Annotated in this window: 17 protein-coding genes; 6 read left to right on the forward strand and 11 right to left on the reverse strand. The window is 60.8% G+C overall.

Annotated features, from left to right (window positions below):
- The first annotated feature begins 96 nt into the window (after positions 1-96).
- The 5 genes from RX328_RS06580 (at position 97) to RX328_RS06600 (ending at position 4,338) form a co-directional block, all read left to right on the forward strand.
- On the forward strand, positions 97-606 hold the full coding sequence (locus RX328_RS06580; protein WP_213251943.1) for a copper chaperone PCu(A)C: 510 nt from the start codon (positions 97-99) through the stop codon (positions 604-606).
- 184 nt (positions 607-790) lie between these two features.
- On the forward strand, positions 791-2,500 hold the full coding sequence (locus RX328_RS06585) for a PQQ-dependent dehydrogenase, methanol/ethanol family (protein WP_249726431.1): 1,710 nt from the start codon (positions 791-793) through the stop codon (positions 2,498-2,500).
- A 62-nt stretch (positions 2,501-2,562) separates the two neighbouring features.
- Entirely contained in the window at positions 2,563-3,135 is a 573-nt protein-coding gene (locus tag RX328_RS06590; protein ID WP_249726432.1) for a c-type cytochrome, read from the forward strand.
- On the forward strand, positions 3,135-3,782 hold the full coding sequence (locus tag RX328_RS06595) for a hypothetical protein (RefSeq protein ID WP_249726433.1): 648 nt from the start codon (positions 3,135-3,137) through the stop codon (positions 3,780-3,782). The genes RX328_RS06590 and RX328_RS06595 overlap by 1 nt, the downstream gene beginning before the upstream one ends.
- Positions 3,783-3,927: 145 nt before the next feature.
- Positions 3,928-4,338, forward strand: a complete 411-nt coding sequence (locus tag RX328_RS06600) for a hypothetical protein (RefSeq protein WP_213251945.1) — start codon at positions 3,928-3,930, stop codon at positions 4,336-4,338.
- 69 nt (positions 4,339-4,407) lie between these two features.
- Here RX328_RS06600 and RX328_RS06605 read toward each other — a convergent pair whose 3' ends face one another.
- The 10 genes from RX328_RS06605 to RX328_RS06650 form a co-directional block, all read right to left on the reverse strand.
- Positions 4,408-5,997, reverse strand: coding sequence for an adenylate/guanylate cyclase domain-containing protein (locus tag RX328_RS06605; protein WP_213251946.1), 1,590 nt, complete (start codon positions 5,995-5,997; stop codon positions 4,408-4,410).
- Positions 5,994-6,317 (reverse strand): response regulator, encoded by a 324-nt coding sequence (locus RX328_RS06610; protein ID WP_312018023.1) that lies wholly within the window; start codon positions 6,315-6,317, stop codon positions 5,994-5,996. The genes RX328_RS06605 and RX328_RS06610 overlap by 4 nt, the downstream gene beginning before the upstream one ends.
- Complete coding sequence (locus RX328_RS06615; RefSeq protein ID WP_213251948.1) at positions 6,269-8,389, reverse strand: PAS-domain containing protein; 2,121 nt, start codon at positions 8,387-8,389, stop codon at positions 6,269-6,271. Before RX328_RS06615 ends, RX328_RS06610 begins: the two co-directional genes overlap by 49 nt.
- Before the next feature lie 95 nt (positions 8,390-8,484).
- Positions 8,485-9,624 carry an FIST signal transduction protein gene (locus RX328_RS06620; RefSeq protein ID WP_213251949.1) on the reverse strand — a complete coding sequence of 380 codons (1,140 nt, stop codon included), beginning with the start codon at positions 9,622-9,624 and terminating at the stop codon, positions 8,485-8,487.
- A 39-nt stretch (positions 9,625-9,663) separates the two neighbouring features.
- The gene (locus RX328_RS06625) at positions 9,664-10,038 is read right to left on the reverse strand and encodes a response regulator (RefSeq protein WP_213251950.1); all 375 of its coding nucleotides are present in this window, start codon (positions 10,036-10,038) and stop codon (positions 9,664-9,666) included.
- A gap of 705 nt (positions 10,039-10,743) precedes the next feature.
- Positions 10,744-11,775, reverse strand: a complete 1,032-nt coding sequence (locus tag RX328_RS06630; protein WP_317258628.1) for an IS110 family transposase — start codon at positions 11,773-11,775, stop codon at positions 10,744-10,746.
- Between the two features lie 423 nt (positions 11,776-12,198).
- Positions 12,199-13,995: an adenylate/guanylate cyclase domain-containing protein gene (locus tag RX328_RS06635; protein ID WP_213257591.1), complete on the reverse strand. Its 1,797-nt coding sequence runs from the start codon at positions 13,993-13,995 to the stop codon at positions 12,199-12,201.
- A 609-nt stretch (positions 13,996-14,604) separates the two neighbouring features.
- Positions 14,605-15,660, reverse strand: a complete 1,056-nt coding sequence (locus RX328_RS06640; RefSeq protein WP_317258790.1) for an IS110 family transposase — start codon at positions 15,658-15,660, stop codon at positions 14,605-14,607.
- Positions 15,661-15,686: 26 nt separating this feature from the next.
- The gene (locus RX328_RS06645) at positions 15,687-16,691 is read right to left on the reverse strand and encodes a methyltransferase (protein WP_213257499.1); all 1,005 of its coding nucleotides are present in this window, start codon (positions 16,689-16,691) and stop codon (positions 15,687-15,689) included.
- A gap of 14 nt (positions 16,692-16,705) precedes the next feature.
- A complete protein-coding gene (locus RX328_RS06650) occupies positions 16,706-17,728 on the reverse strand; it encodes a Bug family tripartite tricarboxylate transporter substrate binding protein (protein ID WP_213257500.1) in 1,023 nt (340 codons plus the stop codon).
- 115 nt (positions 17,729-17,843) lie between these two features.
- Here RX328_RS06650 and RX328_RS06655 point away from each other — a divergent pair, with 115 nt between their 5' ends.
- Positions 17,844-19,421: a winged helix-turn-helix domain-containing tetratricopeptide repeat protein gene (locus RX328_RS06655; protein ID WP_213257510.1), complete on the forward strand. Its 1,578-nt coding sequence runs from the start codon at positions 17,844-17,846 to the stop codon at positions 19,419-19,421.
- On the opposite strand, the gene RX328_RS06660 is transcribed toward RX328_RS06655, so the two are convergent.
- A complete protein-coding gene (locus RX328_RS06660) occupies positions 19,358-20,734 on the reverse strand; it encodes an IS110 family transposase (RefSeq protein WP_317258629.1) in 1,377 nt (458 codons plus the stop codon). The two genes, RX328_RS06655 and RX328_RS06660, sit on opposite strands and share 64 nt — an antisense overlap.
- Positions 20,735-20,912: the final 178 nt, after the last annotated feature.

The raw sequence follows: 20,912 nt of genomic DNA on the forward strand, positions 1-20,912 counted from the left end.
ATGAGTCGGACGAAATTTTTCGTTTGGGCATCCCTCGCTTGTAAGTCTCGACTGACCACGCATTTGCAGCATTGCGCTTTGGCCGAGACATAGCCGATGATCGCCATAGCGATATCGGGTCTCCATGGCGCGGGTCTCGACCGCGTCGGCCAGATTGCGCTGTTTGGCAGATCTGGATCTCTTGCGGTCGGACTGGTTGCCGCTGGACTTTGGCTGACGCCCGGGTTCGCCGCGGCAGGTGACGGGCTGCAGGTGACAAACGCCCGGGTGCCAGCCTCCGACCAGATTGGTATCGATCTCCCGCTTCTGATGACGATCAGGAACGATACGGCCGAACCCGACGCGATATTGCGCGTCCGCTGTCCGTTCGCGAATTTCTCCGAAAAGCATACCGTCGATCGCGGCGAAGGCGCGCCCGCCATGCGCGAGATCAAGTCCATTCCGATCCCAGAGAACAAGACGATCGAACTCAAGCGGGACGGATATCACGTGATGCTGCTGCAGACTCGGCAGAAGCTTGTCGATGGCGAGACGTTCACATGCGCCGTCGTTTTCCAGAAAGCCGGAACCAAAGAAACGGAGGTGCAGGTCTCACGAACGCCCTGATCGCGACAGCGGACCGCTGAGCTCGCTGAACGAGGCTTCTCAGTTGAACGCCCGGATGTGCCGGACGCTCGATTCAGCATGAATTTGCCACAGGAGGGCATGACTCATGGAGCGATTTTCAGGTCACACAAGAATCTTCACGCGAGCAGGTCTGCTCGCCATTGCAGTCGCGGCCGGAGGCATGATGGCTGCACAGCCAGTCTCCGCTGCAGACGAGGTCAACCAGGAACGGCTGCTCAACGTCGACAAGGAGCCTGGCAACTGGCTTCATCATCATCAGAATTACTCGGCTCACCGGTTCTCCAGTCTCAAGGAGATCAGCCGCGATAACGTGAAGAACCTGAAGGTCGCCTGGACCATGCACCTCGGCGGCATCGAGGGCGGCGGCATCTGGAGCCATGGCGGGCTGGAAGGCACTCCGATTGCCGAGAACGGCTTTCTCTACGTCACCGATGGATGGGGTTCGGTCTACAAGATCGATGCGCATGGTGGCCGCGGCGTGCTGGTCTGGAAGATGGATCCCAAGACGGACCGTGACTGGGCAGGTGCTGTTGCGTGCTGCGGCGTCGACAACCGCGGCGTCGCATTGTGGGGTGATCAAGTCATTTCCCATACGCTCGATGGCCGGCTGATCGCGATCAACAAGGAAACCGGCCAGGTCGCCTGGCAGCGTACTGTCGCCGATCCGGACAAGGGCGAGACGATCACCGGCGCGCCGTTGATCGTCAAGAACATGGCGATCACCGGCGTGGCCGGCGCGGAGTACGGCATCCGTGGATGGCTCGCCGCCACCGACCTCACGACCCAGAAGGAGGTCTGGCGCACCTACACAATCCCGGGCAAGGGTGAGCCCGGCAGCGAAACCTGGAAAGACAGCAACAACGCGGCTGCCGCGGGTGGCGGTTCGACCTGGGTAACCGGCACCTACGATCCCGCAACCGACACCATCATCTGGGGCACCGGCAATCCCGGACCGGACTGGGATAGCGCTTATCGGCCAGGCGACAACCTTTACACCGACAGCTCGCTGGCCCTTGACGCCACAACCGGCAAGATCAAGTGGCACTATCAGCACACGCCAAACGACCCCTACGACTATGACAGCGTGGCGGAAAACGTGCTGGTCGATGTCCCCGGGCCCAGTGGTCCGCGGAAGCTCGCGCTCGAAGCGGACCGCAACGGTTTCGCCTATGCGATCGATCGCACCACCGGCAAGTTCGTCTGGGGCCTCCCGTTCGTCAAGAAAGTCACATGGACCAAAGGGCTCGACGCAGAGACCGGCAAGCCGATCGAGTATGACCCGAATAAGTCCGTGCAGACCTATATCGCGTCGGTGACGCCAAGCCGCGCCAACATGGAAACCGACATCTGCCCCGGCAATATGGGCGGCAAGAACTGGCCGCCGACGGCCTACAATCCGGATCTGAAGCTCTGGTACATCCCGGTGATCGAGAGCTGCAATCGCATCAAAGTTGAGGTGATGACGCCGGATAAACTGAAACCGCGGGAGTTCTGGACCGGCGGGGGCCCGAGCCAGCCCTTCAGGATCACCGGCAGCGTGACTGCGATCGATGTGACTACCGGCAAGATCGCCCAAAAAATGGAAACACCGTTCCCCAATTTGGGCGGCATGCTTGCGACTCCCGACCTCGTCTTCACCGGGCAGCCATCCGGCGAAGTGATGGCGCTTGATGCCAAGTCATTGCAGAAGCTCTGGGAGTTCAACACGGGCGGCGGCGTCAATGCACCGCCGATGACCTTTACGGTCGATGGCAAACAGTACATCGCCATTCTGGTCGGCCTGGGCGGCGCCTGGGACAAGTGGTTCATCGATTCGACGCCTGAGCTGAAGAAGATACAGCCGGGATCGATGCTTTACGTGTTCGCACTCTGACATCCCAAAAAACGGAGGGCCCGCCAACCGTGGGCCCTCCGGCTTCTTCCACAAGAGACGCAATGATGATCTTTAACCGATTCCCGGCGACGGCAGGCGTGCTGCTCGTGAGCGTCGTCGCCCTGAATTTTTCGACGCCGACCGCTGTTTACGGTCAGTCGGCGCAAACGCCAGCCTCGGATCCGACCAATGCCGGCAAGGCGGTGTTCAGCAAGGCTAATTGCGTGGGGTGCCACAAATGGCACGGCAATGGCGGCGGCGGCTACGGCGGTGATGCGCTGTCGCTGCGCAAGACCGAGCTGACGCGGGATCAGATCATTGAAGCCGTCGGCTGCGGGCGGCCGGGCACCGCGATGCCGTTCTTTATACGCGGCGCCTACGACGAGGTGAAATGCCACGGCATGAACCGCCAGGACGCGGGGGCACAGATGCCGCCCGAGGGCGGAACGTTCCTGCGGCCGAAAGATATCGAAGCCGTCGCCGACTACGTGATCGCACACATCAAGGGAGCCGGCGAGCCCACTTACGCGGAGTGCGTCGCCTTCTTCGCCAGCGCGTCGCGGGTGTGCGACGTCTACAAGACGCAGGAGCAGAAGCCGGAGGATGCGGCCGCCAACACGGGGAAGAACCAGTGATGGACAGACGGAAGCTGCCGGGAATTTTTGCCGCGGGTCTCTTGGCCTGGCAGGCGGTTGCGCTCGCGAACTCTCCGGCAAGGGCGGAAGAATTCAGCGGCAACGATCTGCGTGACATTCGCCTTGGAATGGCTGCGGCCGAGTTGCCGGAGGCCGGCTATGTCGATTTCGCCTGCGCAGCGGATCCGAAGCGTGCATTGGCCGGCTGGAAGAACTGGCGTGACTGTCCTGCCGATGCGCGTGGGACGCGGGCGATCCGATTTGGTTACGATCCGTCGACCAGCCGGGACGGCACCATGGTGGCGGGTCATCCGGCGATCCTCACCCTTCTGATCGACGATACCGGGCATGTTGCCGGTTTGCAGATCGAGACCGATCCGAAGGCGCGTCTCTATATCCGCAAGAAGGCGTTTCTGCTGGGGCTACAGGCCAGATCGCGCTACGGCTCGGACGGCTGGGCGTGCACCGAGGGCCAGCCGGGCGCAGGAGACCAGCCCGTGGGAGGCGTCTACGTCAAGGAGCGCTGCACCAAGACCATCAGCGGCCGTTCGCTCGTTGTCGAACGCAATCTGTTCCGCCGGCCCCATCAGGACAGCAAGAGTTTCGTCGACGAAACGCGGATCAGCATCCTGCGAGCCAAGGATTAGAACCCCCAACCCTCGGCGGGCCGGGTTTCGCAAAGGCGAAAGAGCCGGCTTCATCCGCTTGAAGTCCGGGTGCCCATTGGATTAACGCCGTCGCGATGCTTGCGGCGATGGGCGTTGGAATCTGCGGCCGCTTAGGAGACCAGAGATGTCTCGTTCGAGATCATCGGTTCCCGGTGTCGATGCCGAACTCCTCGCCAGAGACACCGCCAAACTCCTGCCCGAGCCAACCCGCCGCGCCTTCCTACAGGCCGGCGCCAGCGTGGGTGCGCTCGCCTTCCTGACCGGATGCGATATTATCGATGGGCCATCGGCTGAGAATGCGCTGCGCATCGTGTCTCGCTTCAATGACCGCGTGCAGGGGTGGCTCTTCGACCCGAACCGACTTGCCCCGATCTATCCAGAATCCGCGATCACGCGTCCTTTCCCGTTCAATGCGTATTATCGCGAGGAGGAAGCGCCTGATATCGACGAAGAAGACTACAAGCCTCCGTGCGTCCCCATCACGATCGCCATGATCGGAGCCTTGCGGGTGGGCAAGTGCTCGCTCGTTGCTTGAATTACCACTGCAAGATCAGCACGTGCTTCAGGAACAAGCCAGTCCGATGCACCCGGCCGGAGCGCGCGACTAGATCCGGCTCAAGAAAAACGTCTCCAGTTTGCCTTTGCCCTTCACGTCAATGCTGCCACGTGGCTCCAGCGCGAAGCGACCGACGAGGTGGCGCGCGATATCCTGGGACACATGGATTCGATTGGGTAGAGAATAGGCCTCAAGCCGGCTGGCGACATTTACAGTATCGCCCCACACGTCGTAGATGAAGCGGTGCGCGCCGATGATGCCGGCAACCACGGGACCGGAATGTATGCCGATGCGGATTTGCAACGGCCAGCCGAAATGGCTGTTGACGCGGCCTAGCCGATCGATCATGCCGAGCGCCATTTTTGCGATCGCTGCGAGCGGATCGGGGTTCGGATCGGGCAAGCCGGCGACGGCCATGTAGGCATCGCCGATGGTCTTGATCTTCTCGACACCGAGCTCGCGGGCAAGCGCGTCGAACTCCGAGAACAGCCGGTTCAAATATTCGACCATCGCTGCGGGCGTGACCCGTGCCGAGTGCTCGGTGAAGCCCACCAGATCGGCGAACAGAACGCTCACGCCCTCGAAGCGGTCGGCGATCATGGCTTCGCCTTGGTTCAGGCGGCCAATCACACGTCTTGGCAGGATGGTCAACAGCAGCCGCTCGAACTTGGCGGTCTCGTTCTCAATGCGGCGAAGATACTTCTGCTCGCGGTCGCGCCAGCGCTTCTTGTGCAAGCAAGCATTGATCCGCGCGCGCAGCAGGATCGGATCGAACGGCTTTGGCAGATAATCCTCGGCCCCGGCCTCGATGCAGCGGACGGCGCTCTCGGTCTCCGCCAAGGCCGTGATCATGATAACCGGAATGCGACGCAGCCGCTCGTCAGCCTTCATACGCACAAGCACGTCAAACCCGTTGATATCGGGCATCATCAAATCGAGCAGGACAAGGTCGAACTCATCGTCGGCGAGCGCCTGCAGCGCCTGCTGACCGCCGGCCACCGAAGCGACGCGATGGCCATCGTGGGTCAGTCGGCGCGACAGGAGATCGCGGTTGGCCTCGATATCATCCACGACGAGAATGGAGCCAGTTTCGGTGACAGTATTCGTCTCATGCCGGACGGGCCCGAGGCTGCGCAACAAGTCGCTAACAATGACCGCGCCGGTCTGATCGGAGGCCAAGCTCGTCTGCTCGACATCGACCGAGAATCGCACGATGCGATCGAGACGCAGCAGCAGGTCGGTGGCCGCCACCAGCAGGCGGTCGAGATCTGCCCGTAGCGAGCCGGTTGCGAAATTGGCCACATCCTCGCGCACCATCTCGCCATAGCCCTTGATCGCGTTGAGGGGCGTGCGCAGCTCGTGACGCAGCTCCTGCTCTTGCGTGGCGGCCGCTGAGCCGGGTGGGCTCTTGGCGCGATCGCCATCCACCAGCCGGTCGACCTTGCCGGCGAGATCCCGGGCAGCGCCGAGGATACGGTTCATATCGGGGAGAATCTCCGGGCGCTCCTTCCGGGACGCCTCCTCGTGCAGGATTTCTGCATAGCCGAGCAAGGCGTTGACCGGGGACAGCAGTTCCTGGCGAAGGTGGGCAAGCCAAATGCGCCTGGCGCGTGCGCTGTCGGTGTCAATGATGCTCATGGCCGATCCGGACTCGCGCGCCGGGCGTATCGGGGTACCAGCTCGTCGAGCGCCGCCAGCACGGCCTTGCCGCTGCATTCGCCCTTGTGCACCAAACGCTGTACCTGGCCGTTGAGCCGCGCGCGATCATCGGCGGTAAGTGTCTTGGCGGTGACGACGATGATCGGGATGCGCCGCCAGCGGGATTCGGCGCGCACCCGTGCGATGAACTCGAACCCGTCCATCTCGGGCATCATCAGATCGAGCAGAATTGCGTCGGGTAAAGCCTCGTTCAAACGCTCGAGACCAACCCGACCATTCTCTGCTGCGTGACCGTGCAATCGAGCTGCCGCAAGGCGCGCGCCATCAGCTCGCTGGTCGGAGCGTCATCCTCGACTATCAGCACGTGCCGTGGCGAGCCCCTTGGGCAGCACTTTTCCACCGCACGGACCAGTCTGTCGCGATCGATCGGCTTGATCAGGTAATCGGCGGCGCCGAGCGAGAAGCCAATGCCCTGGTTGTCGACGACCGTGACCATGATCACGGGAATTTCGGCGAGTGCCGCATCTTCCTTCATGGCGCTGAGCACGGCCCAGCCGTCCATCTGCGGCATCAGAGCGTCGAGCGTGACGACGTCGGGCTGCAGAGTGCGGGCGAGCTGCATCGCCTCCTCGCCATTGGCAGCCACGCGAACGGCGTAACCGCCTCGCTGCAGGTGTCGGCTCAGCAGCTCCCGCGCGTTGGGGTCATCGTCGACCACGAGAACGATCGGCGCATGCTCGGGCTCGGTGACCTGCGGACCCTCGGAACGCTTCTCTGCCGCCGAGACCGTGTCCGATGCAGCGCGTGTCACCGCCGGCAGACGAACCGTGAAGGTCGTTCCCTTGCCGGCTTCGCTGGTCAGCGTCACATCGCCGCCCATCAGCCGGCAGAAGCTCTTGGTGATGGCGAGGCCCAGCCCGGTGCCGCCATAGGTGCGGGCCGTCGAGGCATCGGCCTGACTGAAGGCCTCGAACACCTTGGCCTGCTGATCTGTCGTCATGCCGATACCGGTATCGCGCACCTGGAACTCGATCCAGTCGACCGCCTCGTTTGTATCACGGAGCGCGGCAAGCGTGATCGTCCCGTTCCGTGTGAACTTGCAGGCATTGCTGAGAAGGTTGAACAGGATCTGCCGCACCTTGGTCAGATCGCTGTGGATCGTGCCGACCTCGTCGGCGCAGTTCACCACGAGAACATTGCCAGTTTTCTTGGCCAGCGCGGTGACGGTCGCCGCTACGCTATCGATCATGGGGCGCAGCTCGAAGGTCTCGAGATAGAGCGTCATCTTGCCGGCCTCGATCTTGGAAAGATCGAGGATGTTGTCGATCAGGCCGAGCAGATGCTTGCCGGCATCCTGGATCTTGCGCAGGTCCACCATCTCGGATTCGCGCCCGGCACTCTGGGCGTCCTCGAACAGGATCTCGCTGTAACCGATGATCGCGTTCAAGGGCGTGCGCAGCTCATGGCTCATGCTGGTGGCCTGCTCGCTCGCCCAGATCGCCTTGTGCAGCTCGCCCTCCATGCGCTTGCGGTCGCTGATGTCGGCGAGGCCGTTGATCATCGCCGGGCGCCCTTCGAACTGGACGCGCTGCGATGCTATGAGCGCCCAGAACTCCTCGCCTCCAGCCCGCTTGAGCAGTATCTCCATGCCCTCCACATGGCCGTGCTCGGTGAGCGCGTCGATGAAGCGCTCGCGATGCTGGGGGTCTGCGTAGAAGGTTTTTGCTTGCAGGCCCAGGGCGGACGAACCTTCGACATCGAACATTTCGCTGAAGCGTTGATTGGCATACTGGATGATCCCGTCATCGAAGGTCACGATCGCCACCGCCATCGGCGCGGCCTCGGCAATGACGCGCAGCCGCTGCTCGCTCTCCTGGATCGCCTGCTCCGCCTGCTTCACGTCGGTGATGTCGGTGTAGGTCGCGACCGTGCCACCGTCGTCGGTTTTGCGCTCGTTGATCTGGATCCAGCGCCCGTCGGAGCGGCGTTGCACATGCGTGCCCTTGGGATCGCGATGCCGGGCCAGACGTTCCGCGACCCAGGCCTCGACGTGCCCCTCCGCGTCACGGATCTCGCCGCTCGTGGCCGCATTGCGGAGGATCGCTTCGAACGATGCGCCCTGTTTCACGACATCGATGCTGCCGCTGCCGTGCATGTCCCGGTACCGTCGGTTGTATATCACCAGCTTGTCATCGGCATCGTAGAGTGAGAAACCCTCCGAGATGCTCTCGATCGCGTCGACCAGCCGGCGCTGTGCCTGCGTAGCCTTGTCGCGTGCCTCCGACAGCTCCTTCGAGCTCAGCTCCTGCGAGCGCTCGACCATGGCCCGATCGCTATCGAAATCGGTGTATGCGGCATCGACGGCTGCCACGAATGGCTGCAAGGCAGCCGGTACTTCACCCTCGACACCGAGGTGCTTTCTGAGCTGGCGTCGTAGCAGCCTGTGCATCTGTGCCCTGTGACAGTTCAGTCCTCGGCGAAGGTTGTTATGGTCATGGTTTGATTATGCAGGCGGCACTCGCCACCGTGCATGAAGGGGCAAAGCTCGCCGTATGAGTAGAACCCGGAAATCTTTGCATCCGTCCCGAAGACATTTCGGATTGCTTCGATTTCTTCTTCGGTGCGCTGCTTCATCACAAGCTTACGACCGACACAGCTCACCAGAATCGCAAGATCCGGTCGCCTGTCGCCCAGCCCGCTGAGGCTGGCCTTGGCGGCGGCCGTCGCGCCGTCGACCAGATTGTCAACATTGGTCTTCATCAACTGCGCCGTTCCGCCCTGTGGGATGTCGCCCGCGAACGTCATTGACTTGTTCTTCTCGTCCACAGACAGGACGGTCCGGACGACACCCTGGCCGCCCTTTGCCTCGGTAACCAGGATTGGAAAAAGCAGGGCAGAGCTTGGCAACTGGTCGGCGTGTGGGCCCAGGTACGATTTATAGAGATCGAGCGCTGACCGCTCATCCAGCTCATAGAGGATGTTGCCCTCGGCCCGGGTGATGGTGCGCAGCGGCCCAAATGGCTGCCAGCCGCCCATCGATCCGTAGCCAATGCGCAAGTCGTCGCCATACAGACCGACCGCCGCCACGCGCTGGGGGCCCGCGCCCTCGTCGGCAATGACCCAGGTCTCGGCGAAGTTGGTTCCGTCTCCGGAAAGGCCGCCGGTGATCGACACGCCTTCCAAGACGCCGCCCGCGAGACCGCGCGCCAGGTCAGAGCCATTGACGTGCAAGCCGTCCGAAAGTACGAACACATGGCGCAATGAGCCGTCGTTCAACTGCTGCGCGAGCTCCTTGCCGACGTCGTAGCTTGCCTTCGCCTCGCCAATCGTAGCGGAGGCAAACCGGAGTTGCGTATGTTCGAAGTCGACAAGGGTGGCAATCACCGAATCGTCGACGACCATGTCGCCTAGAATCTCGCCGGAAGTCGAGCAACCAAGCATGGCGGCCCCTTTGAAGTGATCGCGTAGCTCGCCCACAATGTCACCTGCCTGCATCAGCGATCTAGCGCCGAAAACGAACACGACACTTTGTTGTCCGACTTCACCAGTTGGCAAGTTCGGCCCCCACCCGCCACTTTGGGACCACTTGTACTGAGCCGTTTTCATGAGTCGTTTCCTCTCGTCATCTGTCCGGAACTTGGTCATCTACTGTCCCGCAGCCGTGAGCAGCGTCTCGATCTTGCCCAGCAGCCTCTGCAGTTCGATCGGTTTTGTGTCGTAGTCGTCACAGCCGGCCTCGAGGGCCTTGTCCCGGTCGGTCGCCATGGCGTGCGCCGTAAGCGCGATAATGGGGATCTTGCGCAGTTCGGGCGTGGCCTTGATCCGGCGCGTCGCCTCCCAACCGTCAATCACCGGCAGGCTCATGTCCATTAAAATGAGATCGGGCCTGTCGCTCGTCGCCATTGCGACGCCGCGCGCTCCGTCCTCGGCAATGATGACCTCGTAGCCGCCGCGCACGAGGCGCCGCGAGAGCATGTCGCTGTTCATCTCGTTATCTTCGACCAGCAGGATCTTGGGCATCACACCGCCTCGAGCCGGACTGTGAGCACTGCTTGCCGGAGACCACCCCGAGTGGCCTCAATAGACGCCTAAAAAATCAACTTAGCACTCAAGCCTACCTGTCGCATCACAAAAATGGCGAGTGGCGCCGACGTTGAATTGAAGGGGACGCGTGATCTGGGCTGCGCCTACAGGCAGCCAACCACGTGTGCCACCAGGATAGCCGCAAGCCGGCGTTGCAGATAGTCTTGATGCACAGCCGTCCGCGCGGCAGGGCCGACAGACCTCTGTACCGCGAGGAGCACCATGACCACCGCTAACTTAGCACCTTTGGACATGGCAGGTTAGGGAAGTTTGGCTTCCCGTGTACATTGGCCCCGACTATCGATCTCGCTGCGAAGCAACAAAGTTGAACGCGAGAATAGTTCCGCTGCTTCTGCCTACGCCGCAACGTCGCGTCCGGTACTTCCGATATTGGCAGATACTGTTCTCTAATTCCGGGTCTGGGTGTCAAGCTCTCCACGATCATCCTTGCCGGGCCCACTGTTCTCTCCGCGGTAGGGGTGAACCCTCCGCATGATGGCGTAAGGTGACGTTGGCGGTTCAATGTTGCAATCGCGGTCGTCCTTTCCGACGCTCGCACCAAATCTGTCGAACTCACCATCGCCATCGTCCCGGCTGGGACGTCTTTTCCCGCCGTTTGGCAGAAACTCTGTAATGCCCTCGCTAGGCAGCAATTTCCTTTTTCGACCAGTTGAACTCGGTTCCGTCGATCCACATGCGATGCAGAATGACCGCGAGCTTACGCGCGACTGCGACCTTTGCCTTGCGGAGTCCGTTGCGCTTGACGAGCCTAACCCCCCAAGCCTTCACGGCGGACCACTTCGGGACGCGCGTCAGCAGAACCCCGGCTGCTTCAAACAGGTAACTTCGTAGCATCGCGTCGCCGCACTTCGAGATGCGACCTGACCAATCGAGCTCTCCGGAGGCGTGGCGTCTACTGGTTAGCCCGACATAAGCACCTACGCTTCTCGATCGCGCAAACCGTGCCGGATCGTCAATCGTTGCCTTGAAGGCGAGCGCGGTGATCGGACCGATCCCAGGCATCGTCATAAATCGGCGGACCTGCGCATCATGGCGGGCCAGTTTCATAACCTTGCGGTCAAGCTCGCTAACCTGCTGCCCAACGGCATTGCGCGCTTCGAGCAGCGGTCTGATCGCAGCTATCAGCTCAGGACGGCCCTCGATCAACTCCTCGGTTCGTACGGCGAAGACATTGAACGTGGCGCGGCCGATGACAAGACCGAGGTTCTTGAGAAGGCCGCGAACATGGTTCTCAAGATCGCGCTTGATCTTGACCAGCAGCGCCCGACTCGCCAGCAGCGCCCTGACCGAATGGCTGTCGATATCCTTGACGTGCACCTCTTTGAACCAGCCGGTCTGCATGATGCGGGCGATCCCGATAGCATCGTTGCGGTCGCTTTTGTTGATCTGCATCTTGAGCACGGCCTTGGCATGGCGCGCGTCGATACAGATCACCGGTAGGCCAAGCTGCTTAAGTTCGGTCCACAGCCAGGTGGACGTTGGGCCGGTCTCGAGGCCGATGCGTACTGCATCCGGCGCTTTTGACCTCACGTAAACTGAGATCGCCTCAGGATCTGAATCGACCACGCCCTCTCGCACGACCGACCCCGTCTGATCGACCACGCAGATCGATGTCTGCTTCAACGATACGTCCAGTCCGACAAAGTATTCCATTGCCGCTCTCCATCGTTGCGAGGCCACATGAGGCTGGCCTCTTACGTTCCTGGAGAGCTGATTCCTTTGCCTTTTGTCTGGCTCGATCCCGGAATTACCCCATGTTGCAAAAGTCCCAAAAGGACGCGCGGCTAATTTTCCGCGAAAGAACGAAATAAACGACAATCGCCGGTCAATGTAGCCTCAGGCCCGTTGTCAGAATCGCCGGTGAGTTTAGCGCCCGACAGCGTGGGTCCCCCACGTTATTATTCGATCGTCGCGCCTATGGCTCTAAGAATTTGAGTCACATGCCGAAAAAAGACTTTTGCAACACTATCGGCACTTTTCGCACCTGATAGGCCCGGCTGATGATGTCTATTCTTGAGGGTAAAGCGGACTGCCGAGTTGCGCGCCCAGACTTCCGAATTTGACCCAACTCGGACATCAGCCCTCAGGTACCCCGGCCAATCGCATGCCCTCAATCACGCGGTCGCGCCAGGCACGGAAAGTCGGAACGTCGCTCCGTGCGTTGGTGGCATCACAAAAGCGGCGAATGGTGAAACTCGGATCGAGCGCAAGTCCCGCTTGCACTGTGGCCCGCGCTTCGTCCAGCTCCCCGAGCCGCGCCAGCGCAGCCGCGAGAACGAAATGCGCGGTGGAATGGTTTCGGTTTGCGTCGAGGGCCCGGCGCAGCCAGACGATTGCTTCGGCATCGGCACCGAGCTGCGCCTTGGCGAAGCCGACGATTGCCATCCATCGATGGGCAAAAATGTCGCGAGGAGAAAGGCGGAGTGCCTCATTGATGTGGGGTTCAGTTTCTTCGCCGCGACCAAGAAAAAACTTTGCGCCCCCGATGACAGCATGAGCGGGGGCCAAATTGCGATCCAGAGCCGTTGCGTGCTCGCATTGAACCATGGCTTGGGCCGCGCGCTTCGTGACCACTTGCACGATGCCCAGCAACATGTGAGCCACAGCGTGGTTCGGCGCGAGCGATAATGCTTTGGTTAAAGTCGCCTCGGCCGAGGCAAGCCGCGCTGACCAGTCGTCGGTCATAAGGGCAGCTCCAGTCATCGTATCGACCCGCGCCAAACCAACCATGGCCTCGACATTTTCGGGATCAAGCGCCACCGCCTTCTCGAAAAAACCGCGCGCCCGCGCCATGTAATCGGGGATCAGGCCCTTGTTGAACCAGCCTCGGCCCTGCAACACCAAATCCAAGGCGTCTGGATGTAACGAACTCTCCGCGCGTCTTGCTTCGGCAGCAATGAGTTGCGCATCGAGCGTGTTGGCTAGCCTCGATACGATTTCGTCCTGCATGTCGAAGAGGTCGGCGACAGGCTTGTCGAAGCGCTCGGCCCAGAGGTGGTTGCCAGTTTCGGCGTCGATCAACTGAACGTTCACGCGGAGGCGGTTGCCGCCACGCTGCATCGAACCCTCCAGTACATAGCGGACGTTCAGCTCACGTCCCAGCTTCTTGACATCGATTGCTTTGCCCTTGAACGTGAACGCTGTGTTACACGCAATCACAAGCGCGCCGCTGATGCGCGATAAGTCTGTGGTCAGGCTCTCTGTGACGCCATCCACGAAGTACTCTTGCTCGGGATCGCCGCTGATGTTCGCGAATGGTAGAACCACGATGGACAAGTGTGGCACTGAAGGTGGGCTGGGTGTCGTGCTGCTGTCCTTTGTCGGCAGGCTGAATTCATCCCGGACCATGGCATAGGCCCGCACCGGGCGGTCGATGTTCTTGAGGTTCTGCTCGCCAAGATCGGCGAACTCGATCCCGACCTTGCCTCGGACTTGATCGTAGGTCGAAGACGAGATGCAGATGCCGCCCGGCTCAGCGATCCCCTCAAGCCGGGCCGCGATGTTGACGCCATCTCCAAAGATGTCGTGGGGCTCGACAATCACGTCGCCGATATTGACGCCCACGCGCAAAGCGATGCGTCTGTCTTCCGCGTCACCAACTGTAAGTTCCTTGATGCGGGTTTGAAACTGCGCAGCGGCTCGAACCGCTTGGACCGCGCTCGGAAACTCCGCCAAGAACCCATCGCCGGTGTTCTTCACGACACGGCCGCCGTGTTCGGCAATTGCCGGGGCGACGGCGTCGGTTAGGAGCGCGGCCAGTTTGGCATGGGTCGCCTCTTCGTCATTGTGCATCAACCGCGAGTAGCCAGCTACGTCGGCGGCCAATATCGCCGACAACCTCCGCTCGACCCGGACTGGCCGCTCCTGCACCATGGCCCACGATCCAACCTAGATGCGATTGTACGACAGATCAGATGGGATGCCCACTAAGGCTGATGTCGCATATTGGCACCTTTGAGACATGCCCGCCTATCCTGAGAATGTCCGTTCCTCGGGGCAGACCGGAAGTCACCGCGGTCCGGTCAAACCGACGCGAATGACCCGAATGTATGGTCCGGCCGTGCGGTGCAAGAAGATTTCGATGATCCGGTAGATGCGGTCTTGCATCAATGTATCCGGCCTCTGCTTGGAGCGCAGTGCTCCGGGCCATCATGGATATCAGCGCGCATGTGATCTGGTTAGCGGACAGGCCTCGACCGGGCCATTTGGGTCACCAGTGTTCGCATGCGCCGGGAAGACCGATTCTCCATCGTCGTCTCATCTTCTCGCAGACCTCGGCGGGTAAGGGTGTTGTTACGTCATCGATAGCTCTTCACTTCGCGCTGTTCCTTTGTTTGTGCCTGGCGGTCGTTCCTTCGTCCCGGCCTGCGCGCGCAGACGCGCCGCGCGCAAGGGGTCGTCAAGGCCGGCCGTCGTGCTTTCCTGACGTCTTGCTCTCTGCTGCCAGGCTGCGCCTTGACGGCCCCGCGCACGGCGCGAGGGTCAAGCAGGTCGGGACGCTGTCTCCTCCGTCTTGACGCTCGCGAAGGCGCGTCCCTTGTTGAGGACCGCCCAGGCAATTCGGGCGAGTTTGTTAGCGAGCGCAATCGCCAGCACGTTGTGATGCAATCGTTTCTTGGCGGCTCGGATCCAAGAGTTGAGGCCATAGCGCTCCCAACACCTGATCTTGACCAGCACAACCCAAGCGGCTTGCGCGAACAGCGCGCGCAGGTAGCGATTGCCGCGCCTTGATATACTGCCGAGGATCGTGCGGTCGCCGGTCGATGTCTGCTTCGGCACCAGTCCAAGCCAGGCGCCGAAGTCGCGGCCTTTCGAGAACACGTCTCCAGCGCCGATCGCGGCCACCATTGCGCTCGAGATGATCGGGCCAATACCAGGCACCGTCATCAGTCGCCGGCAGGCCTCATCTTGATGGGCTAGTGTTTCGATCTCGCTAGATAGCCTCTCGATACGCTGATCCAGCCGGCGCCAGTCTTCCACCAGGCCCTCGATGATGAGCGACATGCGAGGCGAGAGGACATCGATGCGTGTCGCCAAGATGCCCGGCAACTCGAACCGCAGGGAATGCAGGCCTTGCCGCACGGCGATGCCCCGCTCCAGCAGGAACGCACGGATCTGATTGATGACGCCGGTACGCTGACCGACCAATCGATAGCGGACGCGGTGCAGTGCCTGAAGGTCGAGCTGTTCGGCGGTCTTGGTCGCGACGAACTTCATCGTCGGGCGTTGGACAGCCTCGGCGATGGCTTCCGCATCTCGGAAGTCATTCTTCTGTCCCTTCGAGTACGGGCGCACGTACTTCGCCGGCATCAGGCGGGCGTCGTGGCCAAGCATCTGGAGTTTGCGGCTGAGATGATGGGCGCCTACGCAGGCCTCCATACCGATCAAGCACGGCGGCAGGTTGGCGAGCCGCGTTTCCACCTGGCCGCGTGACCACTTCTGCCGCAGCACGATGGCACCGCGGTGATCATGCCCCACGTCCGAGATTTTCAAAAGCGGGATACGAAACTCCAGTTTCCAGGTGTTCTTCCCCCCGATACGGGATCGACCATAATCCGCGAGGCTTAGTGCGGTCGAGCTTCAATCACATTGTGGATGCCCGCCGGAAAAACGCGCGTCAGCTCGAAGCCGGACTTGGCAAAGAGGTCTGAAAATTCCTCGCGCGTTCGCTCTCGTCCACCCGGCGAGACAAGCATATTCAGATCGCTGAACTTGGTTGCCGGCATTTCATTGGGGGGCCCGACGAGCCGTTCGATGAGAAGCAATTTTGCAGCTTCCCCCGCCGCGCGCCGGCACACTTTCAGGATGGCGATGGCTTCATCGTCTTCCCAATCGTGAATTACCACCCGCATCAGATATGCATCAGCGCCTTCAGGCACCGTTTCGAAGAAGCTTCCGCCTACGATATTGCACCGGTCGATGACGCCGCGTTTCGCCAATACAGCCCTTGCTTGCGCTACGACGTCCGGCTGATCGAACAGCGTGCCGCGGACGTGAGGGTGAGCGCGCAGGATCGCGGCCAACATCAAACCTTGCCCGCCACCCACGTCCACGATGTGGCGAAATGGGGAGAAATCATAAGCGCGGATCACCGCTTCGGCGCTGCCGCGTGAAAATTGCGTCATCGCCCGATCAAACGTTGCGCCGTGTTCGGGGTGCTCGGCGCGGAATTGCCACACGTCCTTGCTGTTCAGATCTTGAAATGCGTTCTCGCCGGTTTGCACGCTGTGCAACAGGTGGCCCCAAGATTGCCAAAAATAGGGACTTCCGACGACTTCCGCCCACGCCCCGAGCGGCGTCCCGGAATTCGTACGCAAACAATCACCCATGGGAGTGAGCGTAAACGTTCGGCCTTCCTCTTCCCGGAAAACACCCACTGCAGCGAGCGCCCGCAACAGCCGGTACAGCGAATCAGGATGGCTTCTTGTCAGCGCCGCAAGTTCGCCGGCCGAACGAGCCGCGCCACTTAGATGATCGGCGACTCGCAGGGCTGACGCGACATGGATTGCCTGCGTGATCTGAAAACCATTGATCAGGCCCAGCAGATCGAGCCAAGGGTCGGATGTCACTTGACGGACCTCCGTCACTGGGTCGCTTTGAAATCGATGGTTTTCGCGAGATCGGCAAGGCGTCGACGGTATTGATCCAGCAAAGCGGCAAAATCGGCCGCGGTACCTGGACGAGCGGTCTGTCCAACGGCGGCCAGTCTTTCACGAACGTCGGGATCGCTTGCGACTGCGCGGACATCAGATGCAATCCGGTCGCGCAGTGTATCGGGCAGTCCGCGTTTGCCGTAAAATCCGACAACGCCGTCCATTCGAAGCTCGGGGAATCCGGCTTCGGTTACGGTCGGCACATCTGGAGCAAGCGGCACGCGAACGTCGCTGGCTACTGCAAGCAGCCGCGCTCTGCCTGACTGCACCTGCGGCATGATCACACCCAGCGCGTGAACGAATACATCTATGCGGCCCTCGCCAAGATCCTGGAGAGCAGGGCTAACGTCGCGATATGACACAAAAGCGAGATCCAGTTTCGAACTCTTGAAGAACCCGCCTGTAACGAAAGGCGGAAGACCAGGCGAAGCGGCCCAGTTCAGCTTGCCCGGTTGAGCGCGAGCCGTTCGAACTAAGTCGTCGAGCGAGCGGATTGAATTCTTTTCGGAGGCCGCGATTGCAAGGACAACGTCCGAAGTCGGGGAGATCGGGACGAGGTCACGAACCGGATTATAGGGCAGCTTTTGTTGCGTAATCGGATGGACGGTAAAAACGGCCGAGATTGCATACAGCAGGGTATGGTCGTCATCGGTGCCGAGAAAGGCAGAGACTCCTATCACCCCGTCGGCGCCTGGCCGGTTTTCCACGATGACGGGCTGTCCCCAACGTCGGGAGAGTCGTTCGGCAAAGAGCCGGGCGGTGAAATCCGCCGCGGCTCCCGCCGGCACGGGTAGAATTAAACGGACGGTGCGATGCGGCCAGTCGCCGGCAACGGCAGCAGAACTTGAGTAAAAGATGGCGCCCAGCAGGAGGCCGACGACAGCGACGGATCGACTGGCAATGCACATGGCATTCTCCTTCAGCGACCTGTGTTCAACGATTTGAATCTTCACGCGAAGACCGTACCAGGCCCTGTCAGCACGCGCTTAACCTCCGGCTTACTATTTGCTCACCGATGGCTTATCTTTCGGCACCAGCACCGTCGCACGTAACCTAGGTGATGGCACCTTGCGCTATTTCTTCGATGAGTTCGTATTTGACGCTGAACGGCGCGAACTGTACCGCGGGACAGACCTAGTTTCCGTCCCGCCACGAGTATTCGATCTGCTCGACTACTTGATTTGCAACAGGGAACGCGTCCTCAGCAAGGAAGAGATTATCAAGGCGGTCTGGAACGGCCGTGTCGTATCTGACGCCGCTCTGACGACCCGGCTGAATGCAGCTCGGAACGCGATCGGCGATTCCGGCGATGAGCAGCGCCTCATCAAGACACTGCCGCGCAAGGGCTACCGCTTCATCGGACGCGTGCAGGAGGCACAGGGGGACGCAGATCCAACCATCGCCGGTCGCCCGATAGAGCCGCATCAGCCGGCTCTCAGGCTGCCTGATAAGCCTTCAATCGCGGTTCTTTGCTTCGTCAACCTGAGCGCCGATCCGGAACAGGAATATCTTGCTGACGGAATGGTCGATGACATCATAACGGCGCTATCTCACTTCAAGGCGTTGGTCGTCATTGCTCGGAACTCCAGCTTCACTTACAAGGGGCGAGCGGTCGATGTGAAGCAGGTCGGGCGCGAGCTTGGGGTGCGCTATGTTCTGGAAGGAAGCGTCCGCAAAGCAGCAAACCGCATACGGATCACGGCACAGCTCCTCGATACTGCAACCGGGGGACATCTTTGGGCGAACCGGATCGATGGTGGGCTTGGCGACATATTTGATTTGCAGGATCGAGTGACCGAGAGCGTTGTCGCCGCCATTGCACCGGCCGTGGAAAAGGCGGAGATCGAGCACACCAAGCGTAAACCGACAGAGAGTCTGGATGCTTACGCCTTCTATTTGCGCGGAATGGCCAAGCTGTACCAGTTTGCCAGCCAGCGAGCGAACGAAGAGGCGCTACGCCTGTTCTATCGTGCAATCGAGGTTGATCCAGACTTCGCATGTGCCTACGGGCGTGCCGCCTCCTGTTTCGCCCGCCTTAAGGCCGATGGTTGGATTGTCCTCACTCCGAACGAGATAGCCGAGGTTGTGCGGCTCACTCGGAAAGCGATCGAACTGGGCAGAGACGATGCGATCGCGCTCGCCGCGAGCGGATGGGCCTTAGCGTTTGTCGTTCACGATCTCGGCGCAGCCGCCGACTTAATGGAGCGGGCGCTTGTGCTGAATTCCAATCTGGCGGAGGCGTGGCGTTTCGGTGGATGGGTGAAAAGTTGGCTCGGAGAGCCCGAAGCAGCGATCGAACGCTTCGGGCGTGCTATGCGCCTGGATCCCCTAGATCCACGGATGGGCGGAATGCGAAGCGGCGTCGCGCATGCATATTTTTTTGCCGGCCGCTACGAAGAAGCGGCAGGCTGGGCTGCGATGGCATTGCGGGACAATCCAAACTTCCAACCTGCGCTGCGCATCGCTGCCGCAAGCAACGCGATGGCTGGACATATGGAGCAGGCCCGGCATTTGTTGGCCAGGCTGCGAGAGCTAAATCCCACGCTGGTTCTTTCCAATTTGAAGGACGGGCTGGGGCCTTATCAAAAGGCCGAGAACGTTTCCCGATACGAGGAGGGCTTGCGCCAAGCTGGACTGCCGGAATGAAAATCGACACTCAGGTGGCTCACTTCAGCTATTGGCAGATTGTGTTCTCTAATTCCGGGTCTGGGTGTCAAGCTCTCCACGATCATCCTTGCCGGGCCCACTGTTCTCTCCGCGGTAGGGTGAACCCTCCGCATGATGGCGTAAGGTGACGTTGGCGGTTCAATGTTGCAATCGCGGTCGTCCTTTCCAACGCTCGCACCAAATCTGTCGAACTCACCATCGCCATCGTCCCGGCTGGGACGTCTTTTCCCGCCGTTTGGCAGAAACTCTGTAATGCCCTCGCTAGGCAGCAATTTCCTTTTTCGACCAGTTGAACTCGGTTCCGTCGATCCACATGCGGTGCAGAATGACCGCGAGCTTACGCGCGACTGCGACCTTGCCTTGCGGAGTCCGTTGCGCTTGACGAGCCTAACCCCCCAAGCCTTCACGGCGGACCACTTCGGGACGCGCGTCAGCAGAACCCCGGCTGCTTCAAACAGGTAACTTCGTAGCATCGCGTCGCCGCACTTCGAGATGCGACCTGACCAATCGAGCTCTCCGGAGGCGTGGCGTCTACTGGTTAGCCCGACATAAGCACCTACGCTTCTCGATCGCGCAAACCGTGCCGGATCGTCAATCGTTGCCTTGAAGGCGAGCGCGGTGATCGGACCGATCCCAGGCATCGTCATAAATCGGCGGACCTGCGCATCATGGCGGGCCAGTTTCATAACCTTGCGGTCAAGCTCGCTAACCTGCTGCCCAACGGCATTGCGCGCTTCGAGCAGCGGTCTGATCGCAGCTATCAGCTCAGGACGGCCCTCGATCAACTCCTCGGTTCGTACGGCGAAGACATTGAACGTGGCGCGGCCGATGACAAGACCGAGGTTCTTGAGAAGGCCGCGAACATGGTTCTCAAGATCGCGCTTGATCTTGACCAGCAGCGCCCGACTCGCCAGCAGCGCCCTGACCGAATGGCTGTCGATATCCTTGACGTGCACCTCTTTGAACCAGCCGGTCTGCATGATGCGGGCGATCCCGATAGCATCGTTGCGGTCGCTTTTGTTGATCTGCATCTTGAGCACGGCCTTGGCATGGCGCGCGTCGATACAGATCACCGGTAGGCCAAGCTGCTTAAGTTCGGTCCACAGCCAGGTGGACGTTGGGCCGGTCTCGAGGCCGATGCGTACTGCATCCGGCGCTTTTGACCTCACGTAAACTGAGATCGCCTCAGGATCTGAATCGACCACGCCCTCTCGCACGACCGACCCCGTCTGATCGACCACGCAGATCGATGTCTGCTTCAACGATACGTCCAGTCCGACAAAGTATTCCATTGCCGCTCTCCATCGTTGCGAGGCCACATGAGGCTGGCCTCTTACGTTCCTGGAGAGCTGATTCCTTTGCCTTTTGTCTGGCTCGATCCCGGAATTACCCCATGTTGCAAAAGTTTTTTTGGGGTGGCGAACGAAAATTCTTAGAGCCGCTGATCCGTTTTACGCGCGGCGACGTGAG

Origin of the sequence: Bradyrhizobium sp. sBnM-33 (assembly GCF_032917945.1) — a bacterium.
In the GTDB taxonomy this organism is placed as follows: domain Bacteria; phylum Pseudomonadota; class Alphaproteobacteria; order Rhizobiales; family Xanthobacteraceae; genus Bradyrhizobium.

Coding starts and splice junctions, on each gene's coding strand:
- RX328_RS06580 (WP_213251943.1), top strand. CDS start 97: ATGATCGCCATAGCGATATCGGGTCTCCATGGCGCGGGTCTCGACCGC.
- RX328_RS06585 (WP_249726431.1), top strand. CDS start 791: ATGGCTGCACAGCCAGTCTCCGCTGCAGACGAGGTCAACCAGGAACGG.
- RX328_RS06590 (WP_249726432.1), top strand. CDS start 2,563: ATGATGATCTTTAACCGATTCCCGGCGACGGCAGGCGTGCTGCTCGTG.
- RX328_RS06595 (WP_249726433.1), top strand. CDS start 3,135: ATGGACAGACGGAAGCTGCCGGGAATTTTTGCCGCGGGTCTCTTGGCC.
- RX328_RS06600 (WP_213251945.1), top strand. CDS start 3,928: ATGTCTCGTTCGAGATCATCGGTTCCCGGTGTCGATGCCGAACTCCTC.
- RX328_RS06605 (WP_213251946.1), bottom strand. CDS start 5,997: ATGAGCATCATTGACACCGACAGCGCACGCGCCAGGCGCATTTGGCTT.
- RX328_RS06620 (WP_213251949.1), bottom strand. CDS start 9,624: ATGAAAACGGCTCAGTACAAGTGGTCCCAAAGTGGCGGGTGGGGGCCG.
- RX328_RS06625 (WP_213251950.1), bottom strand. CDS start 10,038: ATGCCCAAGATCCTGCTGGTCGAAGATAACGAGATGAACAGCGACATG.
- RX328_RS06630 (WP_317258628.1), bottom strand. CDS start 11,775: ATGGAATACTTTGTCGGACTGGACGTATCGTTGAAGCAGACATCGATC.
- RX328_RS06635 (WP_213257591.1), bottom strand. CDS start 13,995: ATGGTGCAGGAGCGGCCAGTCCGGGTCGAGCGGAGGTTGTCGGCGATA.
- RX328_RS06660 (WP_317258629.1), bottom strand. CDS start 20,734: ATGGAATACTTTGTCGGACTGGACGTATCGTTGAAGCAGACATCGATC.